Raw genomic sequence first — 18051 nt, forward strand, 5'->3', positions numbered from 1 at the left:
GTATTAGGCACGCCGCCAGCGTTCATCCTGAGCCAGGATCAAACTCTCCAATAAAGTTAGTTTGTCTAGCATCTAAAATAAAAATTGACGTTTCACGTTGTTTGTTTCGTTCAGTTTTCAAAGAACTTGTCCATCGCTTCAGAAGCGACTTCATCATATTAACATCTTCATTTTTCGATGTCAACTAAGTTTTAAAATTTCTTTTTTGTCGTTTTCTGCGTTTCCGCATCAGCGACGTTTATTAATATACCATCATGGTTTTTAAATAACAAGTGTTTTTTTATAAAAAACAAAAAAATTATCTATCCTACTTTCTTCTATAGTAAGACCTTTTATTCTCTCTACTGAAAATAAGTATTTTGATTGTATACCAATACACTCTAATTAACCAAACTGCCTTTCATAATCCCTCCCACCTTTTCATTCTCTTCTACATTAAAGTCCACATTTAAAAAGAAAATAGCTTCGCCACTTCCTAATAATGCGAACATGTTGATTTGTTGGCAGATAGCCCCACACCCACCGAATTCGAGGTGAGAATTTTATCGTCCGACCAACGGCGGGATAGATAACGAAATTCCAACGAAACATCAACTTAAGATTATTGTTAGAATTTTTTTACATTTAATTAATGAAAAATATCCATTTTTTGTTATATAGTAAGAAAGGACGTACTCAACTACAAATAACCCAATGGAGGAATTACTTTATGGATAGGTTAACGAAGTTTTCATTAAAAAACCGCGCCGCTGTTATCATCATGGTTTTTCTCATTTCCATACTCGGTGTTTATTCCGGCTCTAAATTACCTATGGAATTTTTACCCAGCATCGATAATCCCGCAGTCACCGTTACAACCTTATCTCCAGGACTCGACGCCGAAGCAATGACAAAAGAAGTAACCGCTCCCCTTGAAAAACAATTTCGCAACTTAGAACACATTGACAATATCACCTCTTCTACTCACGAAGGATTATCACGCATCGATATCGCGTATACATCCAAAGCAAATATGAAAGATGCCACACGTGAAGTTGAGAAGGCCCTTACTACAATTAAATTACCTAAAGATGCAACGAAACCGATAGTTAGCCAATTAAATACTTCTATGATTCCACTCGCTCAAATTGCAATCCAAAAGCAAAACGGATTTTCAAAAGCAGATGAAAAACAAATCGAAAAAGAAATCGTACCACAACTCGAAAGCATTGATGGTGTTGCCAACGTTATGTTTTTCGGAAAATCAACTTCTGAATTATCTATTATACTAGATCCAAACCAATTAAAAGATAAAAACGTAACACCGGAACAAATATTAAAAGTTTTACAAGGAAAAGAAACTTCCACTCCAGCTGGAGCTGTTACCGTTAATAAAGAAGAATATAACCTTCGTGTCATCGGGGATATAAAAAATGTAGATGACATTAAAAACATCACCGTTGCACCTCAAGTAAAATTGCAAGATGTTGCTCAAATTGAACTTAAACAACACTACGATACAATCTCACATATAAATGGCGAAGAAGGCACTGGATTAATCATCATGAAAGAGCCAAGTAAAAATGCAGTTGCAATTGGAAAAGAAATCGATAAAAAAATTAAAGATATAAGTAAACAATATAAAGATCAATTTTCTATTAAACTTTTAGCGTCAACTCATGAACAAGTTGAAAATGCTGTTACTAGCATGGGAAAAGAAGTAATCCTTGGAGCAATTGCTGCAACTCTAATTATCTTAATCTTTTTACGTAACTTCCGAACGACACTCATTGCTGTTGTCAGTATTCCATTATCTATTTTATTAACACTCTTTTTACTACACCAATCTAACATCACACTTAATACTCTAACACTTGGTGGTTTAGCTGTTGCAGTTGGACGTCTCGTCGATGATAGCATCGTTGTCATTGAGAATATTTTCCGACGTTTACAAAAAGAATCTTTCTCTAAAGATATTATTCTCGATGCAACGAAAGAGGTCGCCGTCGCAATTACTTCTTCTACTTTAACAACGGTCGCTGTTTTTTTACCTATCGGCCTCGTATCAGGAGTAATCGGAAAATTAATGTTGCCTATGGTATTAGCAGTCGTATATTCTATACTATCATCCTTAATCGTTGCACTAACAGTTGTTCCACTTATGGCTTTTTTACTACTCAAAAAAACAAAACACAAAAAGCCAAGTTCTTCACCACGATATGTCGCTACATTAAAGTGGGCTCTTTCGCATAAATTCATTATTCTACTTACTTCTTTTTTATTATTCGCAGGATCGATCGCCGCCTATGTATTACTACCGAAAGCGAATATAAAATCTGAAGACGACACAATGTTATCTATTAATATGACTTTTCCGGCTGATTACGCTCCTGAAACACAAAAACAAAAAGCTTTTGATTTCGAAAAGAAGCTACTTTCTAATTCAGATGTAACGGATGTTATTTTACGAATGGGATCTAGCGCAGAAGATGCACAATGGGGGCAAACGACGAAAAATAATCTCGCAAGTATATTGGTAGTCTTTAAAAAAGGTTCTGATATTGATCAGTATATTAAAGAGTTAAAGAAAGAACATAAAACTTTTGAGCCCGCGGAACTTGATTATATAAAAATGAGTTATTCAAGCTCTGGCAGCGGCAATAATTTGCAATTCAACGTAACAGCCACTAACGAAACGAATTTAAAAGAGGCTGCTACTATCGTCGAAACAAAACTAAAAGATATGGATGATCTTTCTAAAGTAAAAACGAATTTAGAAGACTCTAAGAAAGAATGGCAAATCCATGTTGATCAAACAAAGGCCGAACAACTAGGATTAACACCAGAATTAGCAGCTCAACAAGTAGCATTCCTTATGAAGAAATCACCTATTGGTGAAGTTTCAATCAATAACGAAAAAACTACTATTATGATAGAACATAAAAAAGAAAGTATTACTAAACAAGAAGACATTTTAAACACAAACATACTATCACCTATTAATGGACCAATTCCTTTAAAAGACATTGCAACTATTTCAGAAAAGCAACTTCAAACAGAAATTTTCCATAAAGATGGAAAAGAAACGATTCAAATTACCGCAGAAGCTTCAAATGAAGATTTAAGCAAGGTAAGCACTGAAGTGAACAAAGCGATAGCCGACCTAGATTTACCTAGCGGAGCAAAAGTAAATATCGCAGGCGCCACTGAATCTATGCAAGAGAACTTCACAGATTTATTCAAGATTATGGGGATTGCAATCGGGATTGTATATTTAATTATGGTTATTACCTTCGGGCAGGCGCGTGCTCCTTTTGCAATCTTGTTCTCCTTGCCATTAGCTGCTGTCGGCGGTATTTTAGGATTAATCATTTCAGGAACACCAGTCGATGTAAATTCCTTAATCGGTGCATTAATGTTAATCGGGATTGTCGTTACAAACGCTATCGTATTAATAGAAAGAGTACAACAAAACCGGGAACATGGTATGGAAACGAGAGAAGCCTTACTCGAAGCAGGTTCCACTAGACTACGTCCAATTATTATGACAGCTATTACAACAATTGTTGCTATGCTCCCACTCCTATTTAGCCAATCACAAGCAGGAAGTATGGTATCAAAAAGCCTAGCCGTTGTTGTTATCGGTGGTTTGGCAGTCTCAACTGTTCTTACATTAGTAGTCGTTCCAGTTATGTATGAACTATTAGATAAAATCGGGAGAAAAAGGCGCTCTCGTAGAAAAATAAACACTTCTACAGAAACAACTGATATTTAAAAGAAAAAGCGTTATCTTCATTCCTGAAGATAATGCTTTTTCTCTACCTACTTATATAATTCATCATTTTTCCCGCATACCGCTCTAGAGCTTCACTAGAATCCACAATAATATATTCACTATTTAAAGGTCTTTTACTACCATTTAACCACTTTTTAAAAGCTACTTCCGACTCTACCTTTTCAATTTGACTGACCATACGCTTACGTGTTTGCAACCTATTATTAATCTCTTCCATATCATTCATATAACACTCAATATATTTATATTTCACACCATGTTTATTAGACAGTTTCATGCCCTTTTCAACCATCCCTTCATATAGACATGGACTATCCAATATCACACTATGCCCTTGTTCTAAATAAGAATCAATCAATGCCCATTCAACATCGTATGATACTCCTCCAACAATCGTCGATTCAATCCCTTTTATCTCTAATGATTGTAATAACGCTGATTTCAAAACGTCATGATCTACAATTACAGCACCTGTTAACTTCGCAATATACTTAGAAACTGTCGATTTTCCCGATCCTGGAAAACCTGACATTTGCAGAAAAAACAAATTAAACCCACTCCCTCATTTTCATCTTCTTATTCTAATATTCGCGAGCAGCAAGACCCCACTAATTAAAGTTTCACTTTATTTATATAACGAATTACAAATTCAACAATCGCTATACCTTTTCCTTCTATATTAAAACGCAAAAAGAACCCCCTACTTATAAGTAGAGAGTTCCCCTTTACAGCTTATGCAGCTTTTACCTTCTTCGTCGTTTTACTTTTTCTTTTCGCTCCTGTAAAACGTTTGTGCAATATAGATGCTACTAATCGTGAAATAACATTGAATAGTAATACCATAATAATTAATACAGCTGCAGATTTTGTCGCAATTAACTTCGCATCTGGGATAATCCCTTCAGAATTTAACTTCCAAATGTGAACCGCTAACGTTTCAGCTGGTCTAAATGGATTTAAAGGATGAGCAGGACTTGAGAAGTCCGCTGCTGAATTTAAAATTGGAGATGTTAAACCCGCTGTATAAATTAATGCCGCCGCTTCACCAAATATACGACCTGCCGCTAAAATAACACCTGTAATAATTTGCGGTAATGACGACGGGATAATAATACGAGTGATCGTTTGCCACTTTGTTGCACCTAACCCAAGGCTCGCCTCTTTCACATTAGCAGGAACTTCTGAAATCGCATTTTCACAAACACGTGTTAAACCTGGTAAGTTTAAAATCGTTAAAGCAAGGGCACCCCCCATTACTGTGTATCCCCATCCTGTCATTGTAACGAACACTAACAAACCGAATAAACCAACAACAATAGAAGGTAAAGATGCCATTGTCTCGATACATAAACGAACAAAGTTTAAAAAACGTCCTTGTTTTGCATACTCTGCTAAATATATTCCAGCACCTAATCCAAGTGGAATAGATATAATAAGCGTTATAACAAGCATATAGAATGAATTGAATAACTGCGGACCAATCCCACCACCAGCTCTTGTATTGCTTGGTTCTCCAAACAGGAAATTAGGATCCCAAAAACCCCATCCCTTTTGTAAAATCTCAAATACTAAGAACACTAGTAAAGCTACAACTAAAGCCGCAACCGCATAAAAGATACCTGTCCAAACTTTATTTACCGTCCTTGCATTCATTATTATCGCTCACCTCTTTGCCCAATTGCTCGAATAACTAAAATAAACAGGAATGATATAACAAGTAAAATCATTGCTAAAGTCCATAGCGCATTGTTCCAAGCAGTTCCGTTTAATGTATTTGTCATATCCATTGTCAAAATACCAGTTAACGTTGCTGTCGGGCTATATATTCCTTCTGGTAATTTAACCGTATTCCCAATTACCATTTGAACCGCTAACGCTTCACCAAAAGCACGCGCTAAACCTAAAACAACACCTGTTAAAATCCCTTTTTTAGCAGCAGGAACAATTACTCGGCTAATCGCTTGCCATTTCGTTGATCCTAAACCATAAGAAGCTTCTAAATAATCAAATGGAACAGAGCGTATCGCATCAGAAGCGATACTAGCAATAGTAGGTAAAATCATAATACTTAGGACAATAATACCTGCAATTAAACTAAACCCTACTCCCCCAAACGAATCACGTAATAGCGGTACTAAAATTGTAACCCCTAATAATCCGTATACAACTGAAGGAATACCAACTAATAATTCTAAAACAGGCTTCAATACTTTATTTCCAAACTTCGGCGAAATTAAATTCATGAATATAGCAAGAGCTATAGCAATTGGTGCACTAATAATAACCGCACCTAACGAAACCACCGTTGAACCTACAATGAAAATTACAGCCCCGAAAGTTCCCTCATCAGCATTTGGACTCCATTTTGTCGATGTTAACATCTCAGTAAACGAGATACCACTTTGCGTAAAAGATTGAATTCCTTTACCGCAAATAAACGCAATAATAGCTAATGTAACTAAAACAATAAAAATGCCACAAAACGTAACAAGTGATCTTCCTATATATTCACTTTTCACGTAATTAATTTGTTTTTTCCCCTTCATCACAGGACAGACCCCACTTCATAAATTGAAATGAACAGGACTGGCCTTGCAGCCAGCCCCATAAATTTTATTACTTATTTAATTTAGACATTGGAATATAACCCATATCTTCTACTTGCTTTTCAAAATCTTTACCTTTTACATAGTCAATGTAAGCTTTTGTTGCTTCTTTCGCTTCACCTTTCGTTACCATGTACTCGTAAGACCAGAATGGATATTTACCAGACGCAATGTTTTCAACTTTTGGTTCAGCACCATCAATTTTCACTGTTTGTAGCGCACCTTTTTTCTCGCCAACCATGTAAGACATTGCTAAATAACTTACTGAACCTGGAGTAGAATTAATCGCTTGCTCTACTGCACCGTTAGAATCTTGTGTAGTACCAGTTCCGTCATTAATTTTCGCATCTTTCATAATTGTTTTTTCAAATGTAGCACGTGTACCAGAAGAAGCTGGACGGTTAATTACGTTGATTTTTTCATCTTTCCCGCCTACCTCTTTCCAGTTTGTTACTTTTCCAGTGAAGATATCTTGTACTTGTTGTACTGTTAAATTATCAACTTTTACATCTTTATTTACGACAAGTGCGAATGCAATACCCGCTACCTTGTTATCTACTAATTCTTTCGCCTTATCAGCATCTTTTATTTTATCTGCAGATGGAACATCTGAGTTACCAATTTGGACTGCACCAGAAGCTACTTGGTTAATTCCAGTTCCACTACCGCCACCTTGCACTTGAATAGAAACGTTTGAATTTTTCTCCATAAATTTCTTTCCAGCTTCCTCTGCAAGAGGTTGAAGTGCTGTAGAACCTGCAGCTGCTATCGTACCTGACAATTCTTGTTTTGCATTATCGCTTCCTTTAGCATCTTTACCTGATGTCTCTTCTGCTTTTCCACATCCCACTAATGAACCCGCTACCACTAAAGCTGCTAAAGAAAATTTAATACCCTTTTTCATAACCATGTCTTGTACCCCCATTTGGATTATCACTTTTCACATTTATCTACTTCTTTCGAACACAAATTCATTGTAGGACAATAATATTATGTGAGTGTTAAGCAATTTTTAATTTTAAGTAAATGACGATAATAATCCTTAAAAACTAGGAATCCCAACATTTATAGTTAAAGAACCCAACAAAATCCACACTAATTAAGCTGTAATGTAAATTTACTCTTAACAATGTAAATTCAATGTAAATGTTTTTCACTCTTTTTCCCTTTGAGTTAAAGTTACATTTACAATTCCGCTGTATTTTGTTACTTTTACACACCTAATTTATGCACATCACACAGAATTTCAGTAATATTTTTTAGTACAACTAAATAAATTGGAACAATTCTAAAAATAAATGAATATTTTTAAAGTACCAATTGACAGCATCATCCAATGTAGTCTACTATATTACTAACAAAAAGTTTACCTAAGGAAACTTTTTAAACTTAAACTAACAATATAGAGATGAGGTAACTTTTATGGTATCGGCTAATATAAAACCACTTTCCGAATTTAAGACAGGAGAGTTTGTACAAATTGAGAAGATACAATTAGAAGGAACTATGAAACGACGTTTATTAGATTTAGGATTTATCCCTGGGGCAACAATTAAAGTATTACAACGCAGTCCACTTGGAGATCCGGTCGCTTATCAAGTAAGCAACACCACTATTGCACTACGTAAGGAAGAAAGCTCCCTTATTTTCGGGATATTAATAGGAGATGATTTCAGATGAGCAAACATCGCATTGCTTTAGCCGGCAACCCGAATACTGGGAAAAGTACATTATTTAATACTTTAACAGGCTTAAAACAACATACTGGAAACTGGACAGGAAAAACTGTTTTAAAAGCTGAAGGGGAATATGAACATAACGGTAGTAAATATACATTAATAGATTTACCTGGAACTTACTCACTATATTCAAATTCTGCGGATGAAGAAGTAGCAAGGGATTATATTATATTTGAAAAACCAGAAGTAACTGTAGTTGTTATCGATGCAACTGCTATGGAGCGAAATTTAAATTTAGCACTCCAAGTGATGGAAATGACGAGCAACGTAGTCATTTGTATTAACTTAATTGATGAAGCTGAGAAAAAAGGCATCGTTATTGACGAAAAGAAATTAGCAAAATCACTCGGTGTACCTGTAGTTAAAATTTCCGCTCGTAACCGAGTAGGCATCGGTCATTTACTAAATGTTATTGCTAAAGTAGCAAATAAAAAGCTAATTCCAACACCAATTAAAATTTCTTACAGCGAAAAAATCGAGAATATGATTCAGGAATTAGAACCACAAATTTATAAAGTGTTCGGTGATACGTATCCAGCACGCTGGATTGCGTTACGTATATTAGATGGAGATAAAAATTTCTTAACTACACTTCAAAAACACCATAATGAACCACTTGTAAGGGAGGTCGTAATGAATGGAATCTCACTCAGCCAGTAAAGCTCTTCCATTAGACTATATTATTCAACATGCACAAGCACTATCAAAAGAAGATATACGAGATGATATTGTCGGAGATATTTACCGTACATCTGCAAGCATATGTAAAGAATCTGTTCAATATACAAATACGGATAAATTGTATCGTTCTGAAAAACTAGATAAAATTTTCACATCTCCAATCTGGGGATTCCCAATTATGCTTGGTATTTTATCTATCATTTTTTATCTTACAATTGCAGGGGCTAACGTACCATCTGATATGATTGCTGAGTTCTTCGGATGGGCCGAAGGATATTTAACATCTTGGTTCCAAGCAGCACACGCACCTGAATGGTTACATGGCATTTTAATACTTGGTTTATTCCGTGGTATCGGTGCTGTTATTAGCGTTATGTTACCACCTATGGCCATCTTTTTCCCTATGTTTGCACTATTAGAAAACTACGGATACTTACCACGAGTTGCGTTTAATATGGACCGCTTATTCAAACGCTCTGGTGCACATGGTAAACAATCTTTAACAATGGCAATGGGCTTTGGTTGTAATGCAGCAGCCATTATGTCAACACGTATTATTGAATCACCACGTGAACGTATGCTTGCAATCTTAACAAACAACTTCGTTCCTTGTAACGGTCGCTGGCCTATGTTAATTTTAATGGCTTCATTATTTATGGCTGCCGGTTATACAGGTAGTATGCAAACATTGGTTACTGCTGGGGTTGTAGTTGGAATGGTTGTAATTGGTATCGTTATGACATTAACCGTTTCTTGGGTACTATCAAAAACAGCTTTAAAAGGCGTTCCAACTCACTACACACTCGAGTTACCGCCATACCGTAAGCCAAAGGTTTGGAATACAATTGTGCGTGCAACACTCGATAAATCCGTCTATGTTTTAAAACGAGCTGTTGTTGTAGCTGCTCCTGCGGCTGCATTAACTTGGTTACTTGCTAATATTTTCATCGGTGACACAAGCCTACTTATGTATTTTGTAAACTTCCTAGATCCATTCGCTAAAATGTTAGGACTTGACGGATTTATTCTAGCTGCGTTCATTCTTGGACTACCAGCGAACGAAATTGTTATCCCAATTTTATTAATGTCTTACTTATCAACCGGAGCTTTAACTGAAATAGATGATTTTAATCAAATTAAAAATCTATTCTTAGAAAATGGTTGGACTTGGTTAACGGCGTTAAACACAATGTTGTTCTCACTTCTTCATTTCCCATGTGGAACGACACTGGTTAACATATATAAAGAAACAAAAAGTGCAAAATGGACATTCTTATCGTTTGCAATCCCTACCGTTATCGCTATTGTTGTGACATTCCTCTCTACACAATTGGTACATTGGTTAGGGCTTGTATAAAAACAAAGCATACATAGAAGGTATCCCCCTTCACATATGCTTTGTGCGAAAGAAACCTGAAATTATTCAGGTTTCTTTTTTTGCACATCATTATTCCAAGGCTGCGCTCCATACGTTGTAATTTTTTTATGAATGTAGTATATAGCTCCCGGAAGAACTGCCATTAATATTGTGCAACTAATCCCTAATCCAGTAAACACCTTCCATCACCTTACTTCACTTTCTTTGGTAATGCTGAACCTGAATGTTCAATTGTTGGATCAACGTGAACATTAATTTCAGCATTACTAAAATAATTCTGGCCTTGATCCCAATTCTTACTAATTTTCTTCCACTCTTTATAATTATGCCTCTTATATACCTCTCCTAATTCCAATACGTCTACCTTATATTTTTTTTGAACAAGCTGTATAGACTTTTCAATACGCTTCTTCATTTCCTTTGAAATTTCTTTCTTTAAAAGCTTTTCATTCATCACTTGTTTCGGTTCATTAAAATGTAACTCAGCTAATATGCCTTCTGTGGACAAATGAATATCAAACTTCGGTTTTGTAGCATTTTCAGTAGACACTTGGATCTTTCGGCGCAACTTATGAATTTCATATGTAATGAGCTGATTCTTTTTACGAACAGTAAAGAAACCTCCAATTTTCTTACCTATTACATAGTTCATTCCTAATGTTTGTTCTCCACTCAAAGTTCCAACGCACTTATTATCCTTTCCACGGATTAATGCGGCTCCTTCCATTTGTACGCCTTGTTTAGTTAACCCTAAAAGAGGTAATGCAAAACTTCGATCTGCGATCATTTTTCCTTGTACTTCACCAATTCTCGCCGCCTCAATCATTTGAGCATTTTTCGGAGGATGTTCAGCTAACATATCAATGTACTGCGCCGGTAAGTTTTCAGGTTTTGCACTCTGTTTTAAAATAGATTCTGCATTTTTCTTGGAAACGAACAAACGAATATTTCTTCTCATTTCATGATCACGAAAATATACATCTAACGTATTTTGCAAAACATACGGATTCGCTAGTAATTCGTCCGAAAAAATAATGACTTGTATATGCGGAAAAAATAATGTTCGACTAATTTTTTTAGCAATTATTCTTATTTGCTCAAAGACGCTATCTGCTTTCGCACTTACGTTAATATAATTTTCACTATCTCCATCGCCCTGTCCACTTTGTTGCGCTAACTTACTGGGAAGTACCATCTGATACGTCCCTTTCATAATCGGATTTGATTTCTTTTTCTTCACAATATCGTAAGCTGCGCCTACTACAAATCCTCTTTCTTCTATTTCTTCTAGCTCAGAGCACCCACTTATAGATCCAGCTAAAACCATAACCATTATAATTTTAAGAAGGTGTTTCATTTCTACCATTCCTTCTTTTTATTTTATATACAATAAAAACTAGCAAAGGAGCTAATACGACAAACCCCATATCTATCCACGCTAAATACGTTCCGTAACTTGATAACGTATTTAAATTCCCCGGGAGCATATTCAGCATAAAAATCAGAGGTGCGCTTCCGAAAATAAAAATATGTTTCTTCACTTTCGGAAACATGGCACAAAACAATAAAGATGCGACGTCATAATACATGGCTGTAGTGTTATAAATAGTAATAATCCAAGTCGTAAAAAAAATTGCATCGAACCTTTCTAAAAAGCCTCCACCAATTTCAATTTCTTTCCCTAATTCAATTGTTGGGTATGTCAATCCACGAGTTGTCATATACGTAAAAACACTAATACACGTTACATAAATTAAAATGTATGAGAGCACATTTACTATCACTGCTTTCGCAACTGCCATTGGTGCCTTTTTCGCTGTCTTATCATTCAACAACACAGCATAAAACAGAGCTACCTCAAATCCAATAAATGTGAATATAGAATTTTTAACCCCAACAGCGTATTGACTTACTTCCGTTTGGAAAGCTGGAAACAAATTGTTTATTTCCATTAAATTTATATTTAATAAAGAAAGGAGCACTATTGCAATTAAAACAATAGGTAAGAACATAACATTTAATCGTAACAAAGCTGCTCTTGATCCTGCTATTCCATAGATAACAACTAATAAGAAGAAAAAAGATAGTAGCTGTACTGGTGTCTCACTAAATAAATACGTTTGCGAAATAATTGCAATCATTCGTGATTCATATGCTGTCAAAGCAGCAAACGTTAATACTAAAACCATACTAATCGTGTATGCTACCGGCTTTGTCAAATGCGCACTCGTATATTGAACAAAGTTCTGTTTTGGAAATAAAATAGCCACCCTCGTTACAAACCAGCCTAAAACTGCACATATCAATCCACCCAAAAGCAAAATAATCCAACCATCTGAAAATAAAGTTTGGTTAGCAATATCCCTTGGCATAGATAATGCGCCTATACCAATAATGGTCGATGATACCGCAAACCCAATTTCCCGAGATCCAATTTCTTCATCGCCATACTCAAATGGTTTCAATTATTCTCGCTCCTTTGGACGTACTGTAGAATCTTTTGTTTGTAAATATTCAGGTCTCTCTTTCAGCATTGATTTTGGCATGCGAATAAACTCTTCTTTCCAATCTTTATAAAATGCAGGAGCAATTGGAGTCGTATACGGTACACCAACACTTGTTAAATTTGTAATATGAATAGCAAGCGCAATAAGAGCTAGAATGATTCCATACAACCCAAAAGCAGTTGCTGCTAATACAAAGACGAAAAGTAAAATTCGAAACGTAATTGTGATGCTATACACTGGAAGTGAAAATGTAGCAATAGCTGTAACCGCAATAATAATAACTAAAAACGGATTTACAATTCCTGCGTTCACTGCTGCTTCTCCGATTACAAGACCACCTACAATCCCAATTGTTTGTCCCATCGGTTTCGGTAACCTAATTCCCGCTTCTCGTATTAATTCCATCGTTAATGCCATCATTAACGTTTCAATATAAGCAGGAAACGGAACACCTTCTCTTGCCCCGGCAATCGAATAAGCCAATTTAGAAGGAATAAGTCCTTGGTGATATGAGACGAGCGCTACATACATCGCTGGCATTAAAACTGCAACTATACCAGAACCCATTCGCAAAATTCTTAATAAGGTCCCTATTACCCAACGCTCATAATGATCTTCCACAGATTGAAAAATATCAACAAATACTAGCGGAGCTATAAGGGCAAACGGTGATCCATCCACCAAAATAGCTGCCTTTCCTTTCGCTAATGAGGCCACAATATTATCAGGCCTTTCCGTATTCAAAAACTGCGGAAACGGCGACAAATTATTATCTTGAATTAATTGCTCAATTGTACCCGTCTCAAAAACGACATCTGTCACTATGGATTGAAGACGCCGATCTAGCTCTTCTACAATGTAAGGATTAATAATGTCTTCTATATATACTAAAGTCACTTCTTTTTGGGATCTCTTCCCCATAATATAAGATTGAAATCTCAGCTTTGGGTCACGTAAACTACGGCGAATTAACATTTTATTCACGTTAATATCTTCATTTAATCCAATCCTCGGTCCACGTATTAAATCTTCTGTTACTGGTGGTTCTAAACTTCTTTTTTCCCAAGCTCTACTATTAATCACGATAGCTGTTTGAATATTATCAATTAATATAACTGTATCTCCCGCTAAAATCGCATTTATAATATCCGGAAATGTTGTCTTCTTACCGACTTCCGCAATAGAAATAAAACGATCCAATAACGTTTGAACGATAGCTGCTTCTTTTTGTACTTCTTCATATTGAAGTGTACGAACTACATATTTATAAACATTATCCTTATCTGTTAACCCACACAGAAAAATAACAGCACAACGTGTAAAACTGCCAGCAAGGGCAACTTCCCTAATTGTTAAATCATTCGGTGAACCTAACTCATCCCTAATTTTTTTCATAACTTCAAATAAGTTACCTTTTAGCTCTAACAAGTCCCCCACCTAACTTCCTTTTCAACAAGTTTTTAGTTAGATTCCGCTAATCGAAGAAAATATATACAAAAAAGAGCTATCTCTTTTCAAAGATAGCTCTAGCATTAGAATTACTTTTCTACTATTGTATTGTCTGTCTTTATAGACACATTTTTCGTGAACCCACTAACGATAAACATCACAATCATATTCATTAACAACGCGACTATACCTACATTTAAATCTTTTATATATTGAGGGAAACTCGGAAACATCGTAGCTATAGTTGAACCCGATAAAGTAATATACGCAACCACTAACAACCCAATCCCCATCCCTGCAATCGCTCCTTGCTTCGTAATAACCTGACGTGGAAACAGACTACATACAAGTGCAGGGAAAAGCTGTGTCACTATACTATATCCCATTAAAAGAAGTGCTCCTATCGTTTCTCCACCTTTAAAAGTAAACAAAACAGCTACAAGCGTTACTACAGGAACAAATAATTTCGCTGTTTTTGCCACTTGTCGATCCGAAGCAGATGGGACCATTGTTCGGTAAATATTTTTCGCTAATAATGTAGAAGCGGCCATGACAAGCATAGAACCTGGAACTAATGCCGTTAAAACTCCGGCACTACCAATAATCCCAATAAACCAAGGATCAAAAGTTTGAAGAGCCAGACGGAATAACGAAAGGTCTACATCCCCTCCCTTTAATCCAGGAACTTGTAAGATAGCTGCAAACCCTGCAAAGAACACGAAAAGTAAAACTAAAGAATACAGTGGCATAATGGCCGCATTTTTACGAAATACTTTTTCATTTTTTGCAGAGAAAGCAGAGGCGAATGTATGGGGCCACATATAGAAACCGAGAGCTGTTAATACAATAGTAGAAACAAACCAAGAAATGCTCATTCCTTCATCAGGTAAAGATAAAAACCCTGATTTTGCTGCTTCTACAGCTTCAAACATCGGCTGAAATCCTCCGTAATAATGGTACGGTAAATATATACCTAAAAACATAACGATAAACAGGATCATAATGTCCTTCAAAGCGGCCGTCCAAGCAGAGCCGTGTATACCTGAAACCATTACATATATCGTTATAACAATTGCGCCAATCCACACTGCTATAACTGGCGATACCCTTCCATAAGACGCTTCCGAAACGATAATTCCTAATCCTTTTAACTGTAAAACAAGGTATGGGATAATCGAAATAACCCCAATGATAGAAACGATAAGGCCAAGTGCCTGACTCTTATATTTCTTCACAAAAAAGTCTGGCTGTGAAACTAGATTATGCTCTTTTGCATACTTCCAAACTGGTGGTAATAAAAAATAAGATAAAATATAAGCTAATGCACCATAACCTAAAATATAAAAAGTAGGTGCTCCTTTACTATACGCCCATCCACTTCCACCTAAAAATGTGAATGTCGTATAAATTTCACCTGCCATAAGAAGAAAAACAAAAATAGTACCAAAGCCTCTTCCTCCAACTGACCATTGCTCTAAATTCATATCTTTTCCGTGTTGTGCCCGAATTCCTAAAAATAGTGCGAGAAACAAAAATAAAATAATGATAAGTAATGCGGTCATTTTACATCCCCCTTATTAGCAGGATCAAATACGTACACAATCCCCATACAAAGAGATGTAATAAGCACTGATAATAATACCCAAAATAATAAAAATGGCATCCCTAATATGTAAGGAGTAACTGAATTAGCAAATACGGGTCCAACAACTAAACAAAAAACTGGAATAAGCGCTAATACGTGTATTTTCTTCATCTCATTCTCCTTTACTTATGAAATTCATAATCGATGATACAAAGACTTGCACTCCAATCGGTAATGCATCTTCATCAATCGTAAAACGAGGGTGATGGTGAGGATATATAATTCCTTTCTCTTTATTTCCTGCACCGATAAAAAAGAATGTCCCCGGTGCTTTTTGTAAAAACGCTGAAAAATCTTCTCCAGCCATCGTCGGCTGTAAACGCGTAACTCGTTCCCTTCCATAAAGCTGTAATGCTGTTTGCTCAATAATCTCTGTAACTTCATAATCATTTACGACTGGACGATATCCATATTCATACGAAAACGTATATTTCGCTCCGTAAGCTTCCGTCACATGCTTTACAATCTGTTCAATTCTTTTCTCTGTTTCTTCTCGCAACTCATGTCTTAAACTCCGCACTGTCCCTTCAATCTGCGCTTGTTCTGGAATCACATTATGAGTTGTCCCAGCGTGAAATTGCGTAACAGATACTACAAGAGAATCTAACGGATTCGTGAGGCGAGATACAATTTGCTGAAGTTGCGAAACCACTTGTGTACCGATTGCAATACTATCAACTGTTTCATGAGGGATTCCAGCATGTCCACCTTTTCCTTCTATTATAATTTTAAAAACATCTGGAGCAGCCATTGCGGGACCATAAATTACACCTACTTTTCCAACCTCTAACGATGCCCAAAGGTGAGCACCAATAATATAATTGACCCCTTCCATTACACCCGCTGCAACCATTTCCTCTGCACCACCAGGAAAGTTTTCTTCAGCATGTTGGAATAGAAAACGAATCTCCCCTTTAATCTTCTCTCTTGCTTCTACTAACTTATGTACAACTCCAAGTAATATCGCTATATGTCCATCATGGCCACATGCATGCATTACACCCGGATATGTAGAAATAAAGTCAAACTCATTTTCTTCATGAATAGGAAGAGCATCCATGTCAGCTCGAACCGCAACTATTTTACCAGGCTGCTTTCCAATCAACCTTGCCATTACACTATATTTAGTAGGTCTTGATACTTCTAAACATGGAATTTCCCGAAGTATATCGAACACAAACTGCGATGTTTTCTCTTCTTGAAAAGATAACTCTGGATACTTATGAAAATGCCTTCTCCACTCAGCCAACTGATCCTTTGACAAAACAAGTTCTTTTGCAACATCCATTTCTCTTCTCCCCTTCTTCACCAAGTTAAATGTTATTATAACGTGAATTGTTAACTTTTAAAAGAATCTTCTGAATTTTCCGTTATAATCATTTAAAAATAAAAAGCCATCAAAAAGATGACTTTTTCATTATTATAAAATAGTAATTGCTTGTTTCCCCATTTGCTCCCACGCTTTCTCAAACTCTGCTCGTGGAACAGCGAAACGCGGATTGTTTTTTAGTGGATCATTTACATATACAAAGTTTTGATCGTATCCAACTACTACTACACTATGCTCAAAATATGTAATTTTCACTTCACCAGAACTTGTATTCCATGTTTCAAAACTACTTTCAGCTAGCGGCTGAAACGTTGTATTAATAATAACCCATACTGGAGAACCAGAACTAATTACCTTATATAGATCTTTCACGTCTCTATCTGTTAAATTAATTACTTTTTCAGAAACATATTTTTCTGCTAAATTAAAAATTGGTTTATTGTATACACCATATCCTGGTTCAGCTTTCGTATAAATATTTCCAACAAACCCCTCATAAGGATTTCCGCGCAAACCATTTTGTTCAAATGGAACTCGATGAATTTCACTAGCAAGTTGCATCTTATCTACTTGCACACCTTTATATTGGAGCAACATAGCTAAGCTTGTTACTTCACATCCACGAGGTAATTCTGGTAACTGCTTTATAAACGGAACATTTTCAATCATAGCCGCTTCTTTCATTTCAGATAGAAAGTCTAAGCGTAGCACTTGTGCCTTTTGTATAATCTTATCTTTCCCTATAAAAAACGCTGCAGCAAATATAATTCCAAAAACAAAAAGATATTTTAACTTTTTCATTTTAAACAAAACTCCATTAATTATTATTTTACAGACATACCTCCTACCATTGTACCTTTCTTCTTGCTAGTTTGCTAGAAAGATTCTGTGAATTATTGTTCACAACTACATCGTTATAAAATTCTAATTATTTTTAATAA

The 18051-nt window shown here is 35.9% G+C and carries 17 protein-coding genes; 4 read left to right on the forward strand and 13 right to left on the reverse strand.

Translation table 11 applies throughout. The features are described 5' to 3' along the window. Positions 1-22: 22 nt before the first annotated feature. The gene (locus tag ACTFRS_RS23730; RefSeq protein WP_254916515.1) at positions 23-157 is read right to left on the reverse strand and encodes a hypothetical protein; all 135 of its coding nucleotides are present in this window, start codon (positions 155-157) and stop codon (positions 23-25) included. A 552-nt stretch (positions 158-709) separates the two neighbouring features. On the opposite strand from ACTFRS_RS23730, the gene ACTFRS_RS23735 reads away from it, so the two are divergent. Next, positions 710-3754 (forward strand): efflux RND transporter permease subunit, encoded by a 3045-nt coding sequence (locus tag ACTFRS_RS23735; RefSeq protein WP_139869426.1) that lies wholly within the window; start codon positions 710-712, stop codon positions 3752-3754. 43 nt (positions 3755-3797) lie between these two features. On the opposite strand, the gene ACTFRS_RS23740 is transcribed toward ACTFRS_RS23735, so the two are convergent. From ACTFRS_RS23740 to ACTFRS_RS23755, 4 genes are all read right to left on the reverse strand, one after another. Further along, the gene (locus tag ACTFRS_RS23740) at positions 3798-4322 is read right to left on the reverse strand and encodes an AAA family ATPase (RefSeq protein ID WP_139869425.1); all 525 of its coding nucleotides are present in this window, start codon (positions 4320-4322) and stop codon (positions 3798-3800) included. A 185-nt stretch (positions 4323-4507) separates the two neighbouring features. After that, on the reverse strand, positions 4508-5428 hold the full coding sequence (gene pstA, locus ACTFRS_RS23745; RefSeq protein WP_000994138.1) for a phosphate ABC transporter permease PstA: 921 nt from the start codon (positions 5426-5428) through the stop codon (positions 4508-4510). 2 nt (positions 5429-5430) lie between these two features. Further along, positions 5431-6321 (reverse strand): phosphate ABC transporter permease subunit PstC, encoded by an 891-nt coding sequence (gene pstC / locus ACTFRS_RS23750; RefSeq protein WP_011040013.1) that lies wholly within the window; start codon positions 6319-6321, stop codon positions 5431-5433. A 70-nt stretch (positions 6322-6391) separates the two neighbouring features. Next, complete coding sequence (locus tag ACTFRS_RS23755) at positions 6392-7291, reverse strand: phosphate ABC transporter substrate-binding protein PstS (RefSeq protein WP_000245119.1); 900 nt, start codon at positions 7289-7291, stop codon at positions 6392-6394. Positions 7292-7803: 512 nt separating this feature from the next. Between ACTFRS_RS23755 and ACTFRS_RS23760 the strand changes: the two genes are divergently transcribed. Genes ACTFRS_RS23760 through ACTFRS_RS23770 form a run of 3 tightly spaced genes read left to right on the forward strand, consistent with a single transcriptional unit; the run spans position 7804 to position 10158 of the window. After that, positions 7804-8061, forward strand: a complete 258-nt coding sequence (locus ACTFRS_RS23760; protein WP_000252983.1) for a FeoA family protein — start codon at positions 7804-7806, stop codon at positions 8059-8061. Beyond that, positions 8058-8780 (forward strand): FeoB small GTPase domain-containing protein, encoded by a 723-nt coding sequence (locus tag ACTFRS_RS23765; protein WP_000033852.1) that lies wholly within the window; start codon positions 8058-8060, stop codon positions 8778-8780. Before ACTFRS_RS23760 ends, ACTFRS_RS23765 begins: the two co-directional genes overlap by 4 nt. Continuing rightward, complete coding sequence (locus ACTFRS_RS23770; protein WP_000443586.1) at positions 8758-10158, forward strand: nucleoside recognition domain-containing protein; 1401 nt, start codon at positions 8758-8760, stop codon at positions 10156-10158. Before ACTFRS_RS23765 ends, ACTFRS_RS23770 begins: the two co-directional genes overlap by 23 nt. 62 nt (positions 10159-10220) lie before the next feature. Here the strand turns inward: ACTFRS_RS23770 and ACTFRS_RS23775 are convergent, their stop codons facing one another. The 8 genes from ACTFRS_RS23775 to ACTFRS_RS23810 all read right to left on the reverse strand — a co-directional run bounded on the left by ACTFRS_RS23775 (position 10221) and on the right by ACTFRS_RS23810 (position 17911). Continuing rightward, positions 10221-10358 carry a hypothetical protein gene (locus tag ACTFRS_RS23775; RefSeq protein WP_000493992.1) on the reverse strand — a complete coding sequence of 46 codons (138 nt, stop codon included), beginning with the start codon at positions 10356-10358 and terminating at the stop codon, positions 10221-10223. Positions 10359-10369: 11 nt separating this feature from the next. Continuing rightward, positions 10370-11536: a spore germination protein GerLC gene (gene gerLC / locus ACTFRS_RS23780; protein ID WP_242269665.1), complete on the reverse strand. Its 1167-nt coding sequence runs from the start codon at positions 11534-11536 to the stop codon at positions 10370-10372. After that, complete coding sequence (gerLB, locus tag ACTFRS_RS23785) at positions 11520-12644, reverse strand: spore germination protein GerLB (RefSeq protein WP_000801997.1); 1125 nt, start codon at positions 12642-12644, stop codon at positions 11520-11522. Before gerLB ends, gerLC begins: the two co-directional genes overlap by 17 nt. Beyond that, entirely contained in the window at positions 12645-14123 is a 1479-nt protein-coding gene (gene gerLA / locus ACTFRS_RS23790; protein WP_011040012.1) for a spore germination protein GerLA, read from the reverse strand. Positions 14124-14224: 101 nt separating this feature from the next. Then, the gene (locus ACTFRS_RS23795; RefSeq protein WP_439195510.1) at positions 14225-15697 is read right to left on the reverse strand and encodes a sodium:solute symporter family protein; all 1473 of its coding nucleotides are present in this window, start codon (positions 15695-15697) and stop codon (positions 14225-14227) included. Then, the gene (locus tag ACTFRS_RS23800) at positions 15694-15891 is read right to left on the reverse strand and encodes a DUF3311 domain-containing protein (RefSeq protein WP_000719859.1); all 198 of its coding nucleotides are present in this window, start codon (positions 15889-15891) and stop codon (positions 15694-15696) included. Before ACTFRS_RS23800 ends, ACTFRS_RS23795 begins: the two co-directional genes overlap by 4 nt. A gap of 1 nt (position 15892) precedes the next feature. After that, positions 15893-17068 carry an amidohydrolase gene (locus tag ACTFRS_RS23805; protein ID WP_439195512.1) on the reverse strand — a complete coding sequence of 392 codons (1176 nt, stop codon included), beginning with the start codon at positions 17066-17068 and terminating at the stop codon, positions 15893-15895. A 132-nt stretch (positions 17069-17200) separates the two neighbouring features. Beyond that, on the reverse strand, positions 17201-17911 hold the full coding sequence (locus ACTFRS_RS23810) for a C39 family peptidase (protein WP_000734471.1): 711 nt from the start codon (positions 17909-17911) through the stop codon (positions 17201-17203). Positions 17912-18051: the final 140 nt, after the last annotated feature.

Source organism: Bacillus cereus group sp. MYBK139-1 (assembly GCF_051916915.1).
Taxonomy (GTDB): domain Bacteria; phylum Bacillota; class Bacilli; order Bacillales; family Bacillaceae_G; genus Bacillus_A; species Bacillus_A pacificus.